We start from the raw sequence: 14973 nt of genomic DNA, 5'->3' as shown, positions 1-14973 counted from the left end.
CCGAGAAACAAGGAAAGACGAGATGTCCGACGGGATCGACTATGGCAAACTGATGCATCGTGCCATGCGCGGCCTTATTCAGGAGGTCCTGACAGGCGTTCAGGACAATGGCCTTCCCGGCGATCACCATTTCTTCATCACCTTCGACACCGCCCACCCGGACAGCGAACTGGCGGACTGGCTGTCGGATCGCTATCCCGGCGAGATGACGGTGGTCATGCAGCACTGGTTCGACGGGCTCGAGGTAACGGACGAAGGCTTTGGCATCACGCTGAATTTCGGCGACGCGCCCGAGCGTCTGTATATCCCCTACGACGCCATCAAGACCTTCGTGGACCCCTCTGTCGAATTCGGCCTGCGCTTCGAATCGCAGGAGGATGAGGACGAGGACGAGGATGACGACGGCCCCGAGCCGCCGGACGGTCCCGAGGGCGGCAAGCCCGAGCCGCAGCACCGCGACGCCGAGGTGGTCAGTCTCGACCGCTTCCGCAAGTAGCCACCGGCGGCGGGGACACCCGCTTCGGTGCAAGGTAAAGGCGCCCCTGCCGCCGCCCCCGGCGGCGGACCTGCGGCGCGACGGGGCGCCCTTGGTCCGCACGACCTGCACCAGATCCCCGGCTTCAAGACGTTGCGCCCTGCCCAGGATGGCTTCTGAAACCGGCCCCGCGAGGGCCTGTTAGCGCCCGTATACCACCGCATACACATTGCCTTTTCCGGGCGGGTGGGTATGACGGGATCCAAACGCATCCGAGGAGACAGGCATGACCGACACCCGCACCGAAACCGACAGCTTCGGCCCGCTCGAGGTTCCCTCTGACAAGTATTGGGGCGCGCAGACGCAGCGCTCGATCATGAACTTCCCCATCGGCTGGGAAAAGCAGCCCGTGGCCGTCGTCCGCGCGCTGGGTGTGATCAAGCAGGCCTGCGCGATGGAGAACAAGGCCACCGGCGCGCTGGATGCCAGGCTGGCCGATGCGATCATCGCCGCCGCCGGAGAGGTGATCGCGGGCAAGTTCGACGACAATTTCCCGCTGGTGGTCTGGCAAACCGGCTCGGGCACCCAGTCGAACATGAACGCCAACGAGGTCATCGCCAACCGGGCGATCGAGATGCTGGGCGGCACCATCGGATCGAAGGACCCGGTGCACCCGAACGACCACTGCAACATGGGCCAGTCGTCCAACGACACCTTCCCCACCGCCATGCATATCGCCGCCGCCATGATGGCGCGCGACGTGCTTCTGCCGGGACTGACCGTACTGGCCGAGGGGCTGGAGGCTAAGGCCGCCGAGTTCAAGGACATCATCAAGATCGGCCGCACCCACACGCAGGACGCCACCCCGCTGACGCTGGGGCAGGAGTTCTCGGGCTACGCCTGCCAGATCCGCAACGGCATCAAGCGCATCGAGCAGGCCCTGCCGGGCATCTACGAGCTGGCACAGGGCGGCACCGCCGTCGGCACCGGTCTGAACACGGTCGAGGGCTGGGGCGAGGCCGTGGCCGCGCATATGGCCGAGATCACCGGCCTGCCCTTCGTCACCGCGCCGAACAAGTTCGAGGCGCTGGCGGCGCATGACGCCATGGTCTTCATGTCCGGCGCGCTGGCGACCGTGGCGGGGGCCATGTACAAGATCGCCAACGACATCCGCTTCCTCGGATCGGGCCCGCGCTCGGGCCTTGGCGAGCTGATCCTGCCGGAGAACGAGCCGGGTTCGTCGATCATGCCGGGCAAGGTCAACCCGACGCAGGCCGAGGCGATGACCCAGGTCGCGGCCCATGTCATGGGCAATGACGCGGCAATCAAGTTCGCCGGTTCGCAGGGCCATTTCGAGCTGAACGTCTACAACCCGATGATGGCCTACAACCTGCTGCAGTCGATGCAGCTGCTGGGCGACGTGGCCGACAGCTTCACCCAGCGGATGCTGAACGGCATCGAGGCCAATCGCCCGCGCATCCAGAAGCTGATGGAAGAAAGCCTGATGCTGGTCACGGCGCTGGCGCCGACCATCGGCTATGACAATGCCACCAAGGTCGCCAAGACCGCGCACAAGAACGGCACGACGCTGAAGGAAGAGGCCATCGCGCTTGGCTTCGTCGACGCCGAGACCTTCGACCGCGTGGTGCGGCCCGAGGAGATGATCGGACCCAAGGCCCGGGACTGAGGCGGGAGGGGGCTCTGCCCCCACGCGCTGCGCGCGCCCCCGAGGTATTTTCAGACCAGAGAAGAGGAAAGGGGCGCCCTGCCGGCAGAGGGGGCGCCCCTTTTCCATTGATGAATGGGGCGGCGGGTCTCTTGGGGATGGCAATTGCCACCGGGCCTCGGCTAGATTTCAGCCCATGACCCAGCCCGTGAACCTGAACCGATTCCGCAAGGAGAAGGCCCGCGCCGAGAAGCGCCGCGCGGGCGACGAGAATGCCGCGAAGCATGGGCGCAGCAAGGCCGAGCGCGCGCTGGACGCGGCGCGGGCCGAGAAGGCGCGGCGCGATCTCGACGGGCAGCGGCAGGAATGACCGGGCGGCCGGTCAAGCACTCGCTGACGCTGCAGGGGCACCGGACCTCGGTCTCTCTGGAAGATGCCTTCTGGCGGGCCTTCCGGCGCATCGCCGCCGAGGACGGCAAGCCGCTGAACGCGCTGGCAGCCGAGATCGACGCGGGCCGCGATCCCGGGGTCGGGCTGGCCTCTGCGATCCGGGTCTTCGTGCTGGAGCGCGCGCAGTCGAATAAGGTGAAGAACGCGCCTTAGGACACTGTTCTGGAAGGATTATCGCCGTCCGTCGGAAAGATGAAGCAGCGGTCCCGCCGCACGGTCAGCCAAAGCGGACGGCCCTTTTCGGGCAGGAAGACATTGGGCACCGTGGCCCGCAGCATCTGGCCGTCGTGGTCCATGCGGAACTCGATCAGGCTTTCCGACCCCATGAAGCGGGCGCGTTCGACGATGCCGCGCGCCGGCGTGCCGGCCCGTTCCGTGGGCAGCGGACCGCTGCCGCCGCGGTCGAAGTCGATGCCCACATGCTGCGGGCGAAAGACGATCTCGACCTCGGCGCCGTCGGCCACGCCGGGCGCGAGGAAGGGGCCGAAGGGCGTATCCGCCAGCGCGCCCCGCGCCGTGGCCCGCACGATGTTGATATCGCTGAAGAAGGCCATGGCGTCGCGGTCGGCGGGGGCGTTGTAGATCGTATAGGGCGCGCCGCGCTGCACGATCCGGCCCGCGCGCATCAGCGCGATCTCGTCGGCCATGCGCATGGCCTCTTCGGGTTCGTGGGTGACCAGCAGGACGCCCGCGCCCTCTTCCTTCAGCAGGTCCAGCGTCTCGTCCCGGATGCCGTCGCGCAACCGGTTGTCGAGGCCCGAGAAGGGCTCGTCCATCAGCATGATTCGCGGGCTGGGCGCCAGCGCGCGGGCCAGCGCCACGCGCTGCTGCTCGCCGCCCGAAAGCTGGTGCGGGAACTCGTCGATGAAATGTGCCAGACCGACGCGGTCGAGCAGCCTGTGCGCCCGCGCCTTGCGGTCGGCACCGCCCCCCTTCAGCCCGAAGGCCACGTTCTCGCCCACGCTGAGGTGCGGGAAGAGGGCGAAGTCCTGAAACATCAGCCCGATCGAGCGCCGTTCCGGCGGCACCCGGAAGACCGTGTCGCAGACCAGCTGGCCGTCGACATGGATGGTGCCGCTGTCCTGCATCTCGACGCCCGCGATCATGCGCAGCGTCGTGGATTTGCCGCAGCCCGAGGGCCCCAGCAGGCAGGTGACCTGGCCGGGCGCGATGCTCAGCGAGACGCGATCCACCACCCGCTTGCCGTCGAAGCTGCGGGTGATGTCGCGGATTTCCAGGCGCGGTGAGGTCTTTGCTGCAGTCACGGAGTCCGACCGAATTCATCAGATTTTCTTCGTGATAGACGTCCCGGGCGGCGCCGACAACCCGCTGCCGCGCCGCGGGCAGCGCGAACTGTCCCTGGGCAGGCATTTCGCTGGACGGTTGGCGCCCCGCCGCTACCGGTCCAGCGCCTTGCCGAGGCGTGGCAGCCGGGCCTTCTTCATCAGCGCGCGCAGGGTCCAGTCCTCGCCCGACAGGCGCCGGGCCTCGCCCAGCACGCGGGTGGCGACATGGGCCAGGGCCTCGGGGTTGGCCTCGAACAGGCCCTGCAGGAAGGCGTCGGGATCGACGCGCGACAGGCCTTCCTCGGCAAGCAGGTTGCGCGGGAAATCCTTGGCGTTCATCGTCACGATCACATCCGCCGAGCCCGCCACCGCCGCCGCCAGCACATGCACGTCATTGGCATCCGGCAGCCAGAGCCGCGATTCTAGCGAGGGCGGCCATGTCACCTGCGCCTTGGGCCAGTTGACGCCGGTCATGGCGATCTCGGCCCGGGCCTGCGCCTCGCCGCCCGGGCCGATCTTGCGGGCCGCCAGCGCCCATTCCTCGAGGATGCGGGCGGACCAGAGCGGCGTGAACAGCCCCTGCCCCGCCGCGCCCAGCAGCATCTCGCGCATCACCGTCGGGTACAGGACGCAGGTGTCCAGCAGGACCTTCACAGGCGGAAGAACAGCGCCTTCAGGTAGCCCGATTCCGCCAGTTGCGGCAGCTGCGGGTGATCGGCGCCGGCAAAGCCCGTGTGGATCAGCGTCGCCCGCCGCCCCGCGCGCCCCATGCCGCGCAGGCAGGCGCCGGTGAAGCTGGCCAGATCGGCGGCATGCGAACAGGAGCACAGCACGAGGTAGCCGTCCTCCTTGACCAGCGCCGCGCCCAGCCGTGCGACCCGTTCATAGGCGCGCAGCCCCTTCTCCAGCGCCGGTTTTGCCGGGGCGAAGGCGGGCGGGTCGCAGACCACGAGGTCGAAGCGCTTGCCCTCTTGCGCCAGCGCCTCCATCGTGGCGAAGGCGTCGCCCTGCCGCGTGGCGAAGCGATCCCCCAGCGCCATGGCCCCGGCGCCCTTGGTCGCAAGCTCCAGCGCCGGGGCGGAGCTGTCGACGCAAAGCACGCTTTTCGCGCCGCCCGCCACCGCCGCAAGGCCGAAGCCGCCGACATGGCTAAAGATGTCGACGACCGAGGCCCCCTGCGCCAGCCGCGCCGCAAAGGCCTGGTTCTCGCGCTGATCGTAGAACAGCCCGGTCTTCTGGCCGCCCACGACGTCGGCCATGTAGGTCGCGCCGTTCATCTCGACCGGCACCGGCGCGGTGGGCGCCTGCCCCAGCAGCACGGCATCGGCATCGTCCAGCCCTTCCAGCGTGCGGCCTCGGCCCGAGGCGTTCTTCAGCACCACCGTGCAGCGCGTCACCGCCGCCAGAACGGCGGTCAGCGGATCCAGCAGCGCGTCGATCCACGCCGCGTTGGGCTGCACCACCAGAGTGTCGCCGAAGCGGTCCACGATCAGCCCCGGGAAGCCGTCGGCCTCGGCGTGGATCAGCCGGTAGAAGGGCGCGCCGTAGACCCGCTCGCGCAGGGACAGCGCCTTCTCGACCCGGGCGCTCATCCAGTCGGTGTCGATCTCGACCTGCGCGCGGTCCAGCACCCGCGCCACGATCTTGGACGCCGGGTTCACGGCCACGGTCGCCAGCTCGGCGCGCTCGTGGTCCACCAGCGTGGCGATGGTGCCGGGGGCGATGCCGCGCGTGCGGCGGTCCATCACCAGTTCGTTGTCGAAGACCCATGGCGCGCCGCGGCGGATCGCGCGGGCATTGGCCTTGGGAAGGAGTCGCAGGACGGGGCGGTCGGTCAGGGTGCTCATGGCCCCGCCATAGCCGCAAACGCGCGCGGCGGAAAGCACCCACGCGCGCCCGGCCCGCTTTCCGCGCAGGACATCCGGGCGGCGGGGCTTTTCCGCCCAGTGCGACCGGTCGGCCTCTTTACTGTTAACGCTAACAGGACTAGGGTGCCGCCAAGCCAGCTTGCAGGATCGGAGGCCCCCATGGCGCTGAACGACACCATCGCCCGCGTGACGGACCGCATCGAAGAGCGGTCGCGCCAGATGCGCGACACCTACCTCGACCGGATGCGCCGCGCCGCCGAGGAAGGCCCGCGCCGCGCCCATCTGACCTGCGGCAACCAGGCCCATGCCTATGCCGCCATGGGTGCCGATCAGGACGCGCTCGCCACCGGGCAGGCGCCCAACATCGGCATCGTCACAGCCTACAACGACATGCTCTCGGCCCACCAGCCCTTCGAGCGGTTCCCGCAGCTGATCCGCGACGCGGCGCGCGCCGCAGGCGGCACGGCTCAGGTGGCGGGCGGCGTGCCGGCCATGTGCGACGGCGTCACGCAGGGTCAGGTCGGGATGGAGCTGTCGCTCTTCTCCCGCGACGTGATCGCGCTGGCCGCCGGGGTCTCGCTGTCCCACAACACCTTCGACGCAGCCCTCTACCTTGGCGTCTGCGACAAGATCGTGCCGGGGCTGGTGATCGCGGCGGCCACCTTCGGCTACATTCCGGGCATCTTCCTGCCCGCTGGCCCCATGCCCTCGGGCCTGCCCAACGACGAAAAGGCCAAGGTCCGCCAGCAGTTCGCCACCGGAGACGTGGGCCGCGATGAGCTGATGAAGGCCGAGATGGCCTCGTACCACGCGCCCGGCACCTGCACCTTCTACGGCACCGCGAATTCCAACCAGATGCTGATGGAATTCATGGGCCTGCACCTGCCCGGCGCCTCCTTCGTGAACCCCAACACACCCCTGCGCGATGCGCTGACCGTGGCGGGCACCGAACGCGCGCTGCAGATCACCAACCTCGGCAACGACTACCGCCCGGTCTCCGAGATCCTCGACGCCAGGGCCTTCGTGAACGGCATGGTCGGGCTGATGGCGACGGGCGGCTCGACCAACCTCGTGCTGCACATGCCCGCCATGGCCCGCGCCGCCGGGATCGCGCTGGAACTGGAGGATTTCGACGAGATCTCCTCGGTGACGCCGCTGATGGCCAAGGTCTACCCGAACGGGCTGGCGGACGTGAACCACTTCCACGCGGCGGGCGGACTGCAATACATGATGGCCCACCTGCTGGACGCGGGCCTGCTGCACGACGACGTCAGCACCGTGGCGGGCGACGGCCTCAGCCGCTACACGCAGGAACCCAAGGTGCTGGACGGCCGCCTGACCTGGGTCGAGGCCGACCGCAACACCCAGAACGACCGCATCCTGCGCCCCGCCTGCGATCCCTTCCAGAAGACCGGCGGGCTCAAGCAGCTCTCCGGCAACCTCGGCCAGGGCATTATCAAGGTCTCAGCCGTCGCCCCCGAACGCCACGTGATCGAGGCAAAGGCCCGCGTCTTCCAGGACCAGGAGGCCGTCAAGACCGCCTTCAAGGCCGGCGAATTCACCGAGGACACGGTGGTTGTCGTCCGCTTCCAGGGGCCAAGCTCCAACGGCATGCCGGAACTGCACGGCCTGACCCCCACCCTCGCCGTGCTGCAGGACCGGGGGCTGAAGGTCGCGCTGGTCACCGATGGCCGCATGTCCGGTGCCTCGGGCAAGGTCCCCGCCGCCATCCACGTCTCGCCCGAGGCGGCGCATGGCGGCCCGCTCGCCCGGGTCCGCGACGGCGACGTGATCCGCGTCGACGCCACGACGGGCGCAATCGACTGCCTCGCGCCGGACTTCGACAGCCGCGACCCCGCCACCGCCGACCTCTCCGGCAATGGCCATGGCGTCGGGCGCGAGCTCTTTGCCGCCTTCCGCCAGAACGTGGGCCTTGCCTCCAATGGCGCCGCCGTGGTGGTGTGACCCCGAATCCCAGGCACCCCGCCCGGTTTCTTCTGTCCCTAAATATCCCCGCCGGAGGCTCCCGCCCCCGGCCAAGCAACGCAAAGGCCCGCCCATGATCACCCCCGAAGCCGCCTCCGCCGAGGCCGAGAAACTCTGCCGCCTCGCCCCGGTGATCCCCGTCCTCGTCGTCGATGACGCCGCGCAGGCCAAAGGCCTGGCCGGGGCGCTGGTCAGGGGCGGCCTGCCGGTGCTCGAGGTGACGCTACGCACCCCCGCCGCGCTCGACGTGATCCGCGAGATGGCCAGGGTCGCGGGCGGCGTCGTCGGCGCGGGGACGCTGCTGACGCCGAAGGACGTGCAGAACGCCGTCGACGCGGGCGCGCAGTTCGGCGTCTCGCCGGGCGCCACCGACACCGTCCTCTCGGCCTGCGAAGAGGCAGGCCTGCCGCTGCTGCCCGGCGCCGCCACCTCCTCCGAGGTCATGCGTCTGCTCGAACGCGGCTATACCGTGCAGAAATTCTTTCCCGCCGAGGCCAACGGCGGCGCGCCCGCGCTCAAGGCCATCGGCGCGCCGATTCCGCAGGTGACATTCTGCCCCACCGGCGGCGTCAGCATGGCCAACGTGGCCGACTACCTGTCGCTGTCCAACGTGCTGTGCTGCGGCGGCAGCTGGGTCGCCCCCAAGGACCGGGTGGCCGCCGGCGACTGGGGTGCCATCGAGAGACTGGCCGCCGAGGCCGCCGCCCTGCCCCGCCCCTGAGGCCCGCGCGTTTTCCGACCCGGAAAACGGCCCGGAAATTTTGGAAATTTCCGCCCCCGCCGGATGCGACCTCAGTGCTCCGGCGGTCGGCGCCCGCGCCAGCCGCCGCGGCGCCCGCCCTGTATCGGCTGCCCCGCCTCGCGCAGCACCGCCGTCATCGGGTGCCCCTCGACCCCGTGGCGGTCCAAAAGCGCGCGCAGCGCCGCGGCCTGATCGACATCGGCGGGCAGCGACAGCGCCCAGTCGAGGAAGATCGACCGGCATTCCCCCGGCCCGATCCCCTCGATCCGGTAGGCCTCTGCGATCAGCCCCTTGGCATCGAAGCCATCACCCTTCATGCGCGTCCGCCCCCCGTTCCTCCGGCAAAATCCTGTCGAGGATCGCCGCCGCCGCCGCCGTGCGCTGCTCCAGTTCCGGCAGAAGGCCGTCGAAGCGCGACACGCCGCCCAGCCGCTCCATCAGGGCCCGCCCCCCGGCGCCCAGCCGCTCCGGGTCCAGCGCCGCATCGCTCAGAAGCTGCGCCCCGGTCTGCACGGAGGTGCACAACGCATAGGCCGCGACCAGCGTTTCGCGGTCCTCCGCCTCGATCCAAGCCGCCCCGCGCAGCGCGCGCGGCACCTGCCGCACCGCCTTGCCCGACAGCAGGGATGCGCTTTGCGCCAGCAACTCGATCTCCTGCATCCGTCCGCGTCCGATCTTGGCATCCCAGGGATCGCCCTTGCCCTTCGCCGCGGCGATCCGCCGCCGCATCCCGGCCAGCGCCGTCAAGATCTCGATCCGGTCCCGAGGCTGGCCCAGGATCTCGCGCCGGAAGGCCTCGACCTCCTCGCCAAGCGCCGGCGGTCCCGCCAGTACCCGGGCCCGCGTCAGGGCCAGATGCTCCCAGACCCAGGCCTCGGTGCGCTGGTAGCTGGTGAAGGCCTCCAGCGAGGTCGCGACCGGCCCCTGGTTGCCCGAGGGCCGCAGCCGCATATCGACCTCGTAAAGCCGCCCCTCGGCCATGGGCGCCGTCATCGCGGTGATCAACGCCTGCGTCAGCCGCGCATAATAGGTGCGCGCGGGCAAGGGACGCCGCCCCTCCGAGGCCTCGACCCCGTCGGGATCGTAGATCACGATCAGGTCGAGGTCCGACCGGGCGTGCAGCCGGGCAGAGCCCAGCGACCCCATCCCCAGCACCACCGCCCCGCGCCCCGGCGCCGCACCGTGCTTGGTCGCGAATTCCTCCTGCACCACGGGCCAGAGCGCCGCCAGAACCGCCTCGGCCAGATCGGCATAGGCGGCGCCCGCCTCCTCGGTCTCCATCAGGCCGCGCAGCAGGTGCACGCCGATGCGGAAGTGCCAGTCCTTCTGCCAGCGCCGCGCCTGGTCCAGCCGGGTCTCGTAATCGGTCTCCTGCGCCAGCCTGTCGCGCAGCGCCTCCGTCAGCGCCACCCGGCCCGGCCAGGGCGCGAAGAAATCCCCCGCGATCACCGCATCGAAGACCGAGGCATTGCGCGCAAGGTAATGCGCCAGATCCGGCGACGTCCCGGCGATATCCGCCAGCAGGTCCAGCAACTGCGCGTTCGAGTCCAGCAGCGAAAAGACCTGCACCCCGGCGGGCAGCCGCGACAGGAAGCCGTCGAAGGCGGTCAGCGCCTCTTCGGGCCGCGCCGCCTCTGCCAGACGGCGCAGGATCTCGGGCTTCAGCCGCTTGAAGATCTCCACCGCGCGCGACGAACGCAGACAGGGATAGGTCGGCCAGCGCGAGGGCAACTCGCTGTTCTCGAAGACCTCGGGCGTCTCGACGCTGCCGCGCGCATCGGGAGCGAAGAAGCCCTCGGTCAGCTCATGCACCTCGGTCAGCCGCGCGCGCAGCTCCTTCTGCCAGGGGTCCAGTTCCACCCCCATCAGGCAGGCCAGCCGCGCCATGCCCTCGAGCGCCTCGGGCAGCGTATGGGTCTGCGCGTCGTTGACCATCTGCACCCGGTGCTCCACCTCGCGGTGCGCCCGGTAATGCTCGGCCAGCTTATCCGAGACCCCGGCGGGCAGCCAGCCCTTCTCGGTCAGCCGCGCCAGCCCCTCGACGGTGCCACGCGCCCGCAGGTCCGGGTCGCGTCCACCCGCAATCAGCTGGCGGGTCTGGGTGAAGAACTCGATTTCGCGGATGCCGCCGCGGCCCAGCTTCATGTTGTGGCCCGGCAGGGCGATGCGCCCGTGGCGCCCCTTGTGCTCGCGGATCTTCAGCCGCATGTCATGGGCGTCCTGGATGGCGGCGAAGTCCAGATGCCGCCGCCAGACGAAGGGGCGCAGCGCCTGCAGGAAGCGGTCTCCGGCGGCGAAATCCCCGGCGCAGACCCGGGCCTTGATGTAGGCCGCCCGCTCCCAGGTCCGGCCAAGGCTTTCGTAGTAGCGTTCCGCCGCCTCCATCGCCATGCAGACCGGCGTGACGGCGGGATCGGGGCGCAGCCGCAGGTCGGTGCGGAAGACATAGCCCTCCCCGGTCAGGTCGTTCAGCGTGGCGGCCATCCGGCGCGTCGCCCGGACAAGACTGGCGCGCGCATCGTGATAATCGTCGCGGTCGTAGCGGGTTTCGTCGAAAAGGCAGATCAGGTCGATGTCGCTGCTGTAGTTCAGCTCATGCGCGCCCATCTTGCCCATGGCGAAGACGGCGATGCCCCCGGCCTGCTCCACTGCGCTGTCGTCGGCGCCCGGCAGCTTGCCGCGCTTCACCTCCTGCGCGACGGCAGCGCGCAGCGCCAGGCCCACGGCTACGTCGGCGAACTCCGTCAGCGTGGCGGTCACCCGCTCCAGCGGCCAGGCGCCGCCAAGGTCGCCAAGCGCGGTCAGCAGCGCCACCCGCCGCTTGGCCTGCCGCAGCGCCACGGGCAGATCGCCGGCACCCTCCAGCCCCTCGAACAGCGCCGCAAGCGCGCCGTCCATGTCCTCGACCGCGCCTTCCAGCCAATCCGCCTCGCGCTGGATCAACCCAAGCAGATAGGGGCTGGAGCCGCCCGTCCCCTCCAGCAGGTCGGCCAGCGGGCCAGAGGCGAAGGGCGCGGCGGCCCGCGCCTCTGCCCCCCGGTCGGTGTCGAAGGCAAAGGGCGTGCGGGTGATGTGATCGGTCAGTTTCATGGCGCGCAGATGGCCATGCGACCGCCCGCTTGGCAAGCCCGCAGGGCTCTGCCACAAAGCGGCATGAAGATCCGCCTGATCCTTGCGCATCCGCTGCAAGACAGCCTGAACGCCCGCCTCGCAGGCCATGTCGGCGCGCGGCTGAGGGCGATGGGCCACGACCTCGCCGTGACGGACCTCTATGCCGAGGGCTTCGCGCCGGTGCTGACCGCCGGTGAGCGCGCGCGCTATTACGGCGCGCCGTTCGAGGATCGCGCCGGGCTGGCCGGGGTCGAGGGCCTCGTGCTGGTCTTCCCGACATGGTGGTTCGGCCTGCCCGCGATCCTCAAGGGCTGGATCGACCGCAGCTTTCTGCCCGGCGTGGCCTATGACCACGCGCCCGGGGGCGGTGCCATGGTGCCGCGCCTGACCAACCTGACCCGCGTCATGGCGATCACCACCCTGGGCGCGCCCTGGTGGTACGACCGCCTCATTGCCCGCCAGCCGGTACACAAGGCGCTGAAATGGGGCGTGATCCGCCCCGTCGCCCCACGCGCCCGCTTTGCCATGGCCGCGTTCCACCGGGCCGAGACCGCGACCGAGCCCCGCATCGCAGGTTTCGAGAGCCGCCTTTCACGGCGCCTCACCCGTCACTTCAGCTAGGAAAGACCCGATGTCCAAAAGCCTCAAGCGCGTGCGCGCCGCCCTCGAAACCGCCAGCCTGCCCGCCGAGATCCGCGAAGTCGGCCAGGCCCGCACCGCGCAGGAGGCCGCCGACAGCGTCGGCTGTCAGCTCGACCAGATCGCCAAGTCGATCATCTTCCGCGCCGAGAACACCGGCGACGCGGTGCTCTTCCTGACCGCGGGCGGCAACAGGGTCTGCGCCGACAAGGCCACGGCGCTCGCGGGCGAGCCGCTGGGCAAGGCCGACGCCGACCTGATCCGCGCCCAGACCGGCTTTGCCATCGGCGGGGTCTCTCCGGTCGGCCACCTGAACCCGATCCGCGCATGGCTCGACCCGCGCCTGCTGGAGTTCGACCGGGTCTGGGCCGCCGCGGGCACCCCCCGCCACGTCTTCCCGCTGGATCCCGCCGTCCTGCCCGCCCTGACCGGCGCCAAACCGGCCGATTTCACCCTCTAGGCCACGCCGACATGCGCCTTCCTGCGGCTTCTTCTTGGTAAAAATACCTCTGCACAGGCCGCCAAAAGACGCGCAAACGCCTGACGCAAAACGCCCTTTCCGGAAAATGTGAAAAACCTTCACATCGACCCTTGAAAGGCACCCGGGCAATCCCGATCTCCTGTAATGTGAAGAGCATTCACATACCAGCCTCAACGGAGAGAGAGACACATGACCACCGCCGCTTACACGTCCCACCTGCCCGCCAATGCCGGCTGGCTGACCCGGGCCGAGGCTTGGCTGGATCACAAGGGCAAGGGTGCCTGGATCGCGGCCACGGTCCTCGGGTTCATCCTCTTCTGGCCGATCGGCCTTGGCCTTCTGGCCTACATGATCTGGAGCAAACGCATGTTCGGAAAATCCTGCCGCAGCCAAACGCGCCACAACACCCATGCCGCCTGGGCGGCGATGAAGCCCTCGGGCAACATGGCCTTCGACGCCTACAAGGCCGAAACCCTGCGCCGCCTCGAGGAAGAACAGGGCGCCTTCGAGGACTTCCTCAGGCGCCTGCGCGAAGCCAAGGACAAGGCCGAGTTCGACCAGTTCATGGACGACCGCGAAAAGCGGATGAAGGACGTCTCGGAACCCGCCGAGGCCTGACACCCCGCTGCCGCCGCCCCTCGGGGCGGCGGTCCCCGGCCCGCGCGCCCGCCGGCGCCAGGGCCGGGGCTTTCCCGGACAGGCTCCGGGATGCTAAAATCCCGCCATTCACCGCCAGACCGATTGCCGCGGCCCCCGCCGCGAACCCGAAGGACCCGACGCATGTTCAGCGACCCCGCCATCGACCACCTGCCCTGCCCCGACCGGCAGGCGGATTTCTACTCGGGCGTGACCGTCAAGCGCGCCGTTGCTTGGGTCATCGATATCGCGGTCGTCTGGACCATCGGCACCTTCCTCACGCTGATCTCGATTGTCGGCGTCTTCTTCATGCCGATGATCCTCCTCGCCGTGGGGTTCCTGTATCGCTGGCTGACCATCTCGCGGGGCTCTGCCACATGGGGCATGCGCCTGATGTCGATCGAGCTGCGCGACGCATGGGGCCAGAAACTGGACGGCGGCCAGGCGGCCCTGCATGTGCTGGGCTACTACCTCTCGATGTCGGTCTTCATCCTGCAGGTCGTCTCCATGGGCTTCATGGCCCTGTCAGAGCGCGGTCAGGGCCTGACGGACATGGTGCTGGGCACCGTGATGCTCAACCGCAGGTCGACCTCCTGACCGCCCGACCCAAGACCGCCCGACCCGGGGCATCCCTTCACCACAGCCCATGAAAACCGGCGCCAAGGCGCCGGTGTCATGATTCGAGGGCTTGGCGGGTGGCGGCAAGGTTGTTACCTTTTCGTTAAATCGCCCGCGAGTACCCTCCCCCATGCGCCATTCGCTGCCTCTTGCCCCGCAGTTCTACGTGACGGCCCCACAGCCCTGTCCCTACCTCGAGGGCCGGATGGAACGGAAGCTCTTCACCGCCCTGCAGGGCGACGGCGCGCAAAGGCTGAACGACTCGCTTTCCAAGCAGGGCTTCCGCCGGTCGCAGAACGTGCTTTACCGGCCCTCCTGCGCCGATTGCGCCGCCTGCCTGTCCGCCCGGATCGACGTGTCGCGGTTCGACCCCACACGCTCGCAGCGCCGCGCCATGAAGCGCAACGCCCGGTTCGAGCGGCGCGCCACCAGCCCATGGGCCACGGAGGAACAATACAGCCTGTTCCGCCGCTACCTCGACAGGCGCCACGCGGATGGCGGCATGGCGGATATGGATGTCTTCGAATTCGCGGCCATGATCGAGGAAACCCCGATCCGCAGCCGGGTCATCGAATACCTCGACCGCGAAAGCGACGACCTGATCGCGGTCTGCCTGACCGACATGCTCGATGACGGGCTGTCGATGGTCTATTCCTTCTACGAGCCCGAGCTCGCCTCGCGGTCGCTTGGGACATGGATGATCCTCGACCACGTGCAGATCGCGCGCGAGGCCGGTCTGCCCTATGTCTACCTGGGCTACTGGGTGCCGGGCAGCGACAAGATGGGCTACAAGGCGCAGTTCTCGGGGCTGGAAATCTACCGCAAGGGCGTCTGGGAAAGCCTGCAGAACCCCGAGGCCTTCTCGACCGGGACGCATCCGCTGTCGACGGACCCGATTGCCGAACAGGTCGCCAATATCACCTTTCCCGACGGCCACGGCTGACCGCCCGCCCCCCCCATTCCCGACAGTCTCCAGCCCTGCCGCAGCGGTCCACCCCCGCAAGCGGGCGATGCC

The 14973-nt window shown here is 69.3% G+C and carries 16 protein-coding genes; 11 read left to right on the top strand and 5 right to left on the bottom strand.

Annotation, left to right across the window (positions count from 1 at the left end; all coding sequences use genetic code 11):
• The first annotated feature begins 22 nt into the window (after positions 1-22).
• From ACN5KJ_RS11100 to ACN5KJ_RS11085, 4 genes are all read left to right on the top strand, one after another.
• Positions 23-496, top strand: coding sequence for an SspB family protein (locus tag ACN5KJ_RS11100; RefSeq protein WP_347167879.1), 474 nt, complete (start codon positions 23-25; stop codon positions 494-496).
• A gap of 265 nt (positions 497-761) precedes the next feature.
• On the top strand, positions 762-2162 hold the full coding sequence (fumC, locus tag ACN5KJ_RS11095) for a class II fumarate hydratase (RefSeq protein WP_418593981.1): 1401 nt from the start codon (positions 762-764) through the stop codon (positions 2160-2162).
• Between the two features lie 175 nt (positions 2163-2337).
• Complete coding sequence (locus tag ACN5KJ_RS11090; protein ID WP_418593979.1) at positions 2338-2511, top strand: DUF4169 family protein; 174 nt, start codon at positions 2338-2340, stop codon at positions 2509-2511.
• Positions 2508-2744, top strand: coding sequence for a ribbon-helix-helix domain-containing protein (locus ACN5KJ_RS11085; RefSeq protein WP_418593978.1), 237 nt, complete (start codon positions 2508-2510; stop codon positions 2742-2744). Before ACN5KJ_RS11090 ends, ACN5KJ_RS11085 begins: the two co-directional genes overlap by 4 nt.
• Here ACN5KJ_RS11085 and ACN5KJ_RS11080 read toward each other — a convergent pair.
• The 3 genes from ACN5KJ_RS11080 to ACN5KJ_RS11070 all read right to left on the bottom strand — a co-directional run bounded on the left by ACN5KJ_RS11080 (position 2741) and on the right by ACN5KJ_RS11070 (position 5724).
• Positions 2741-3856, bottom strand: a complete 1116-nt coding sequence (locus ACN5KJ_RS11080) for an ABC transporter ATP-binding protein (protein ID WP_418593977.1) — start codon at positions 3854-3856, stop codon at positions 2741-2743. The two genes, ACN5KJ_RS11085 and ACN5KJ_RS11080, sit on opposite strands and share 4 nt — an antisense overlap.
• Positions 3857-3988: 132 nt before the next feature.
• Positions 3989-4531: an RSP_2648 family PIN domain-containing protein gene (locus tag ACN5KJ_RS11075; protein WP_418593975.1), complete on the bottom strand. Its 543-nt coding sequence runs from the start codon at positions 4529-4531 to the stop codon at positions 3989-3991.
• Positions 4528-5724: an RSP_2647 family RNA methyltransferase gene (locus ACN5KJ_RS11070; protein WP_418593973.1), complete on the bottom strand. Its 1197-nt coding sequence runs from the start codon at positions 5722-5724 to the stop codon at positions 4528-4530. The genes ACN5KJ_RS11075 and ACN5KJ_RS11070 overlap by 4 nt, the downstream gene beginning before the upstream one ends.
• Positions 5725-5904: 180 nt before the next feature.
• Between ACN5KJ_RS11070 and edd the strand changes: the two genes are divergently transcribed.
• Both edd and eda read left to right on the top strand, forming a co-directional pair.
• Positions 5905-7710 carry a phosphogluconate dehydratase gene (gene edd, locus ACN5KJ_RS11065; protein WP_418593972.1) on the top strand — a complete coding sequence of 602 codons (1806 nt, stop codon included), beginning with the start codon at positions 5905-5907 and terminating at the stop codon, positions 7708-7710.
• A 97-nt stretch (positions 7711-7807) separates the two neighbouring features.
• Positions 7808-8452, top strand: a complete 645-nt coding sequence (gene eda, locus ACN5KJ_RS11060; protein WP_418594199.1) for a bifunctional 4-hydroxy-2-oxoglutarate aldolase/2-dehydro-3-deoxy-phosphogluconate aldolase — start codon at positions 7808-7810, stop codon at positions 8450-8452.
• A 71-nt stretch (positions 8453-8523) separates the two neighbouring features.
• Here the strand turns inward: eda and ACN5KJ_RS11055 are convergent, their stop codons facing one another.
• Both ACN5KJ_RS11055 and ACN5KJ_RS11050 read right to left on the bottom strand, forming a co-directional pair.
• Positions 8524-8790: a hypothetical protein gene (locus tag ACN5KJ_RS11055; RefSeq protein WP_347167884.1), complete on the bottom strand. Its 267-nt coding sequence runs from the start codon at positions 8788-8790 to the stop codon at positions 8524-8526.
• Positions 8780-11563: a glutamine-synthetase adenylyltransferase gene (locus ACN5KJ_RS11050; RefSeq protein WP_418593971.1), complete on the bottom strand. Its 2784-nt coding sequence runs from the start codon at positions 11561-11563 to the stop codon at positions 8780-8782. The genes ACN5KJ_RS11055 and ACN5KJ_RS11050 overlap by 11 nt, the downstream gene beginning before the upstream one ends.
• Positions 11564-11626: 63 nt before the next feature.
• On the opposite strand from ACN5KJ_RS11050, the gene ACN5KJ_RS11045 reads away from it, so the two are divergent.
• The 5 genes from ACN5KJ_RS11045 (at position 11627) to ACN5KJ_RS11025 (ending at position 14901) form a co-directional block, all read left to right on the top strand.
• The gene (locus tag ACN5KJ_RS11045) at positions 11627-12205 is read left to right on the top strand and encodes an NAD(P)H-dependent oxidoreductase (RefSeq protein WP_418593970.1); all 579 of its coding nucleotides are present in this window, start codon (positions 11627-11629) and stop codon (positions 12203-12205) included.
• A 10-nt stretch (positions 12206-12215) separates the two neighbouring features.
• On the top strand, positions 12216-12683 hold the full coding sequence (locus ACN5KJ_RS11040; protein WP_418593969.1) for a YbaK/EbsC family protein: 468 nt from the start codon (positions 12216-12218) through the stop codon (positions 12681-12683).
• A gap of 210 nt (positions 12684-12893) precedes the next feature.
• Positions 12894-13322, top strand: a complete 429-nt coding sequence (locus ACN5KJ_RS11035) for a DUF2852 domain-containing protein (protein ID WP_418593968.1) — start codon at positions 12894-12896, stop codon at positions 13320-13322.
• Positions 13323-13484: 162 nt separating this feature from the next.
• Entirely contained in the window at positions 13485-13937 is a 453-nt protein-coding gene (locus tag ACN5KJ_RS11030) for an RDD family protein (protein ID WP_347167888.1), read from the top strand.
• 151 nt (positions 13938-14088) lie between these two features.
• Positions 14089-14901, top strand: a complete 813-nt coding sequence (locus ACN5KJ_RS11025; RefSeq protein ID WP_347167889.1) for an arginyltransferase — start codon at positions 14089-14091, stop codon at positions 14899-14901.
• Positions 14902-14973: the final 72 nt, after the last annotated feature.

This window comes from Ponticoccus sp. (in: a-proteobacteria) (genome assembly GCF_048381735.1).
Note: the sequence above shows the minus strand (reverse complement) of the source record. Positions and strands in the feature narration are given on the sequence as shown.

What these genes read in the sequence shown, in the direction of transcription:
- ACN5KJ_RS11025 (WP_347167889.1), top strand. Translation starts at nt 14,089, where the DNA reads ATGCGCCATTCGCTGCCTCTTGCCCCGCAGTTCTACGTGACGGCCCCA.
- ACN5KJ_RS11045 (WP_418593970.1), top strand. Translation starts at nt 11,627, where the DNA reads ATGAAGATCCGCCTGATCCTTGCGCATCCGCTGCAAGACAGCCTGAAC.
- ACN5KJ_RS11085 (WP_418593978.1), top strand. Translation starts at nt 2,508, where the DNA reads ATGACCGGGCGGCCGGTCAAGCACTCGCTGACGCTGCAGGGGCACCGG.
- ACN5KJ_RS11040 (WP_418593969.1), top strand. Translation starts at nt 12,216, where the DNA reads ATGTCCAAAAGCCTCAAGCGCGTGCGCGCCGCCCTCGAAACCGCCAGC.
- fumC (WP_418593981.1), top strand. Translation starts at nt 762, where the DNA reads ATGACCGACACCCGCACCGAAACCGACAGCTTCGGCCCGCTCGAGGTT.
- ACN5KJ_RS11030 (WP_347167888.1), top strand. Translation starts at nt 13,485, where the DNA reads ATGTTCAGCGACCCCGCCATCGACCACCTGCCCTGCCCCGACCGGCAG.
- edd (WP_418593972.1), top strand. Translation starts at nt 5,905, where the DNA reads ATGGCGCTGAACGACACCATCGCCCGCGTGACGGACCGCATCGAAGAG.
- ACN5KJ_RS11070 (WP_418593973.1), bottom strand. Translation starts at nt 5,724, where the DNA reads ATGAGCACCCTGACCGACCGCCCCGTCCTGCGACTCCTTCCCAAGGCC.
- ACN5KJ_RS11100 (WP_347167879.1), top strand. Translation starts at nt 23, where the DNA reads ATGTCCGACGGGATCGACTATGGCAAACTGATGCATCGTGCCATGCGC.
- ACN5KJ_RS11055 (WP_347167884.1), bottom strand. Translation starts at nt 8,790, where the DNA reads ATGAAGGGTGATGGCTTCGATGCCAAGGGGCTGATCGCAGAGGCCTAC.
- ACN5KJ_RS11050 (WP_418593971.1), bottom strand. Translation starts at nt 11,563, where the DNA reads ATGAAACTGACCGATCACATCACCCGCACGCCCTTTGCCTTCGACACC.
- ACN5KJ_RS11090 (WP_418593979.1), top strand. Translation starts at nt 2,338, where the DNA reads ATGACCCAGCCCGTGAACCTGAACCGATTCCGCAAGGAGAAGGCCCGC.
- ACN5KJ_RS11035 (WP_418593968.1), top strand. Translation starts at nt 12,894, where the DNA reads ATGACCACCGCCGCTTACACGTCCCACCTGCCCGCCAATGCCGGCTGG.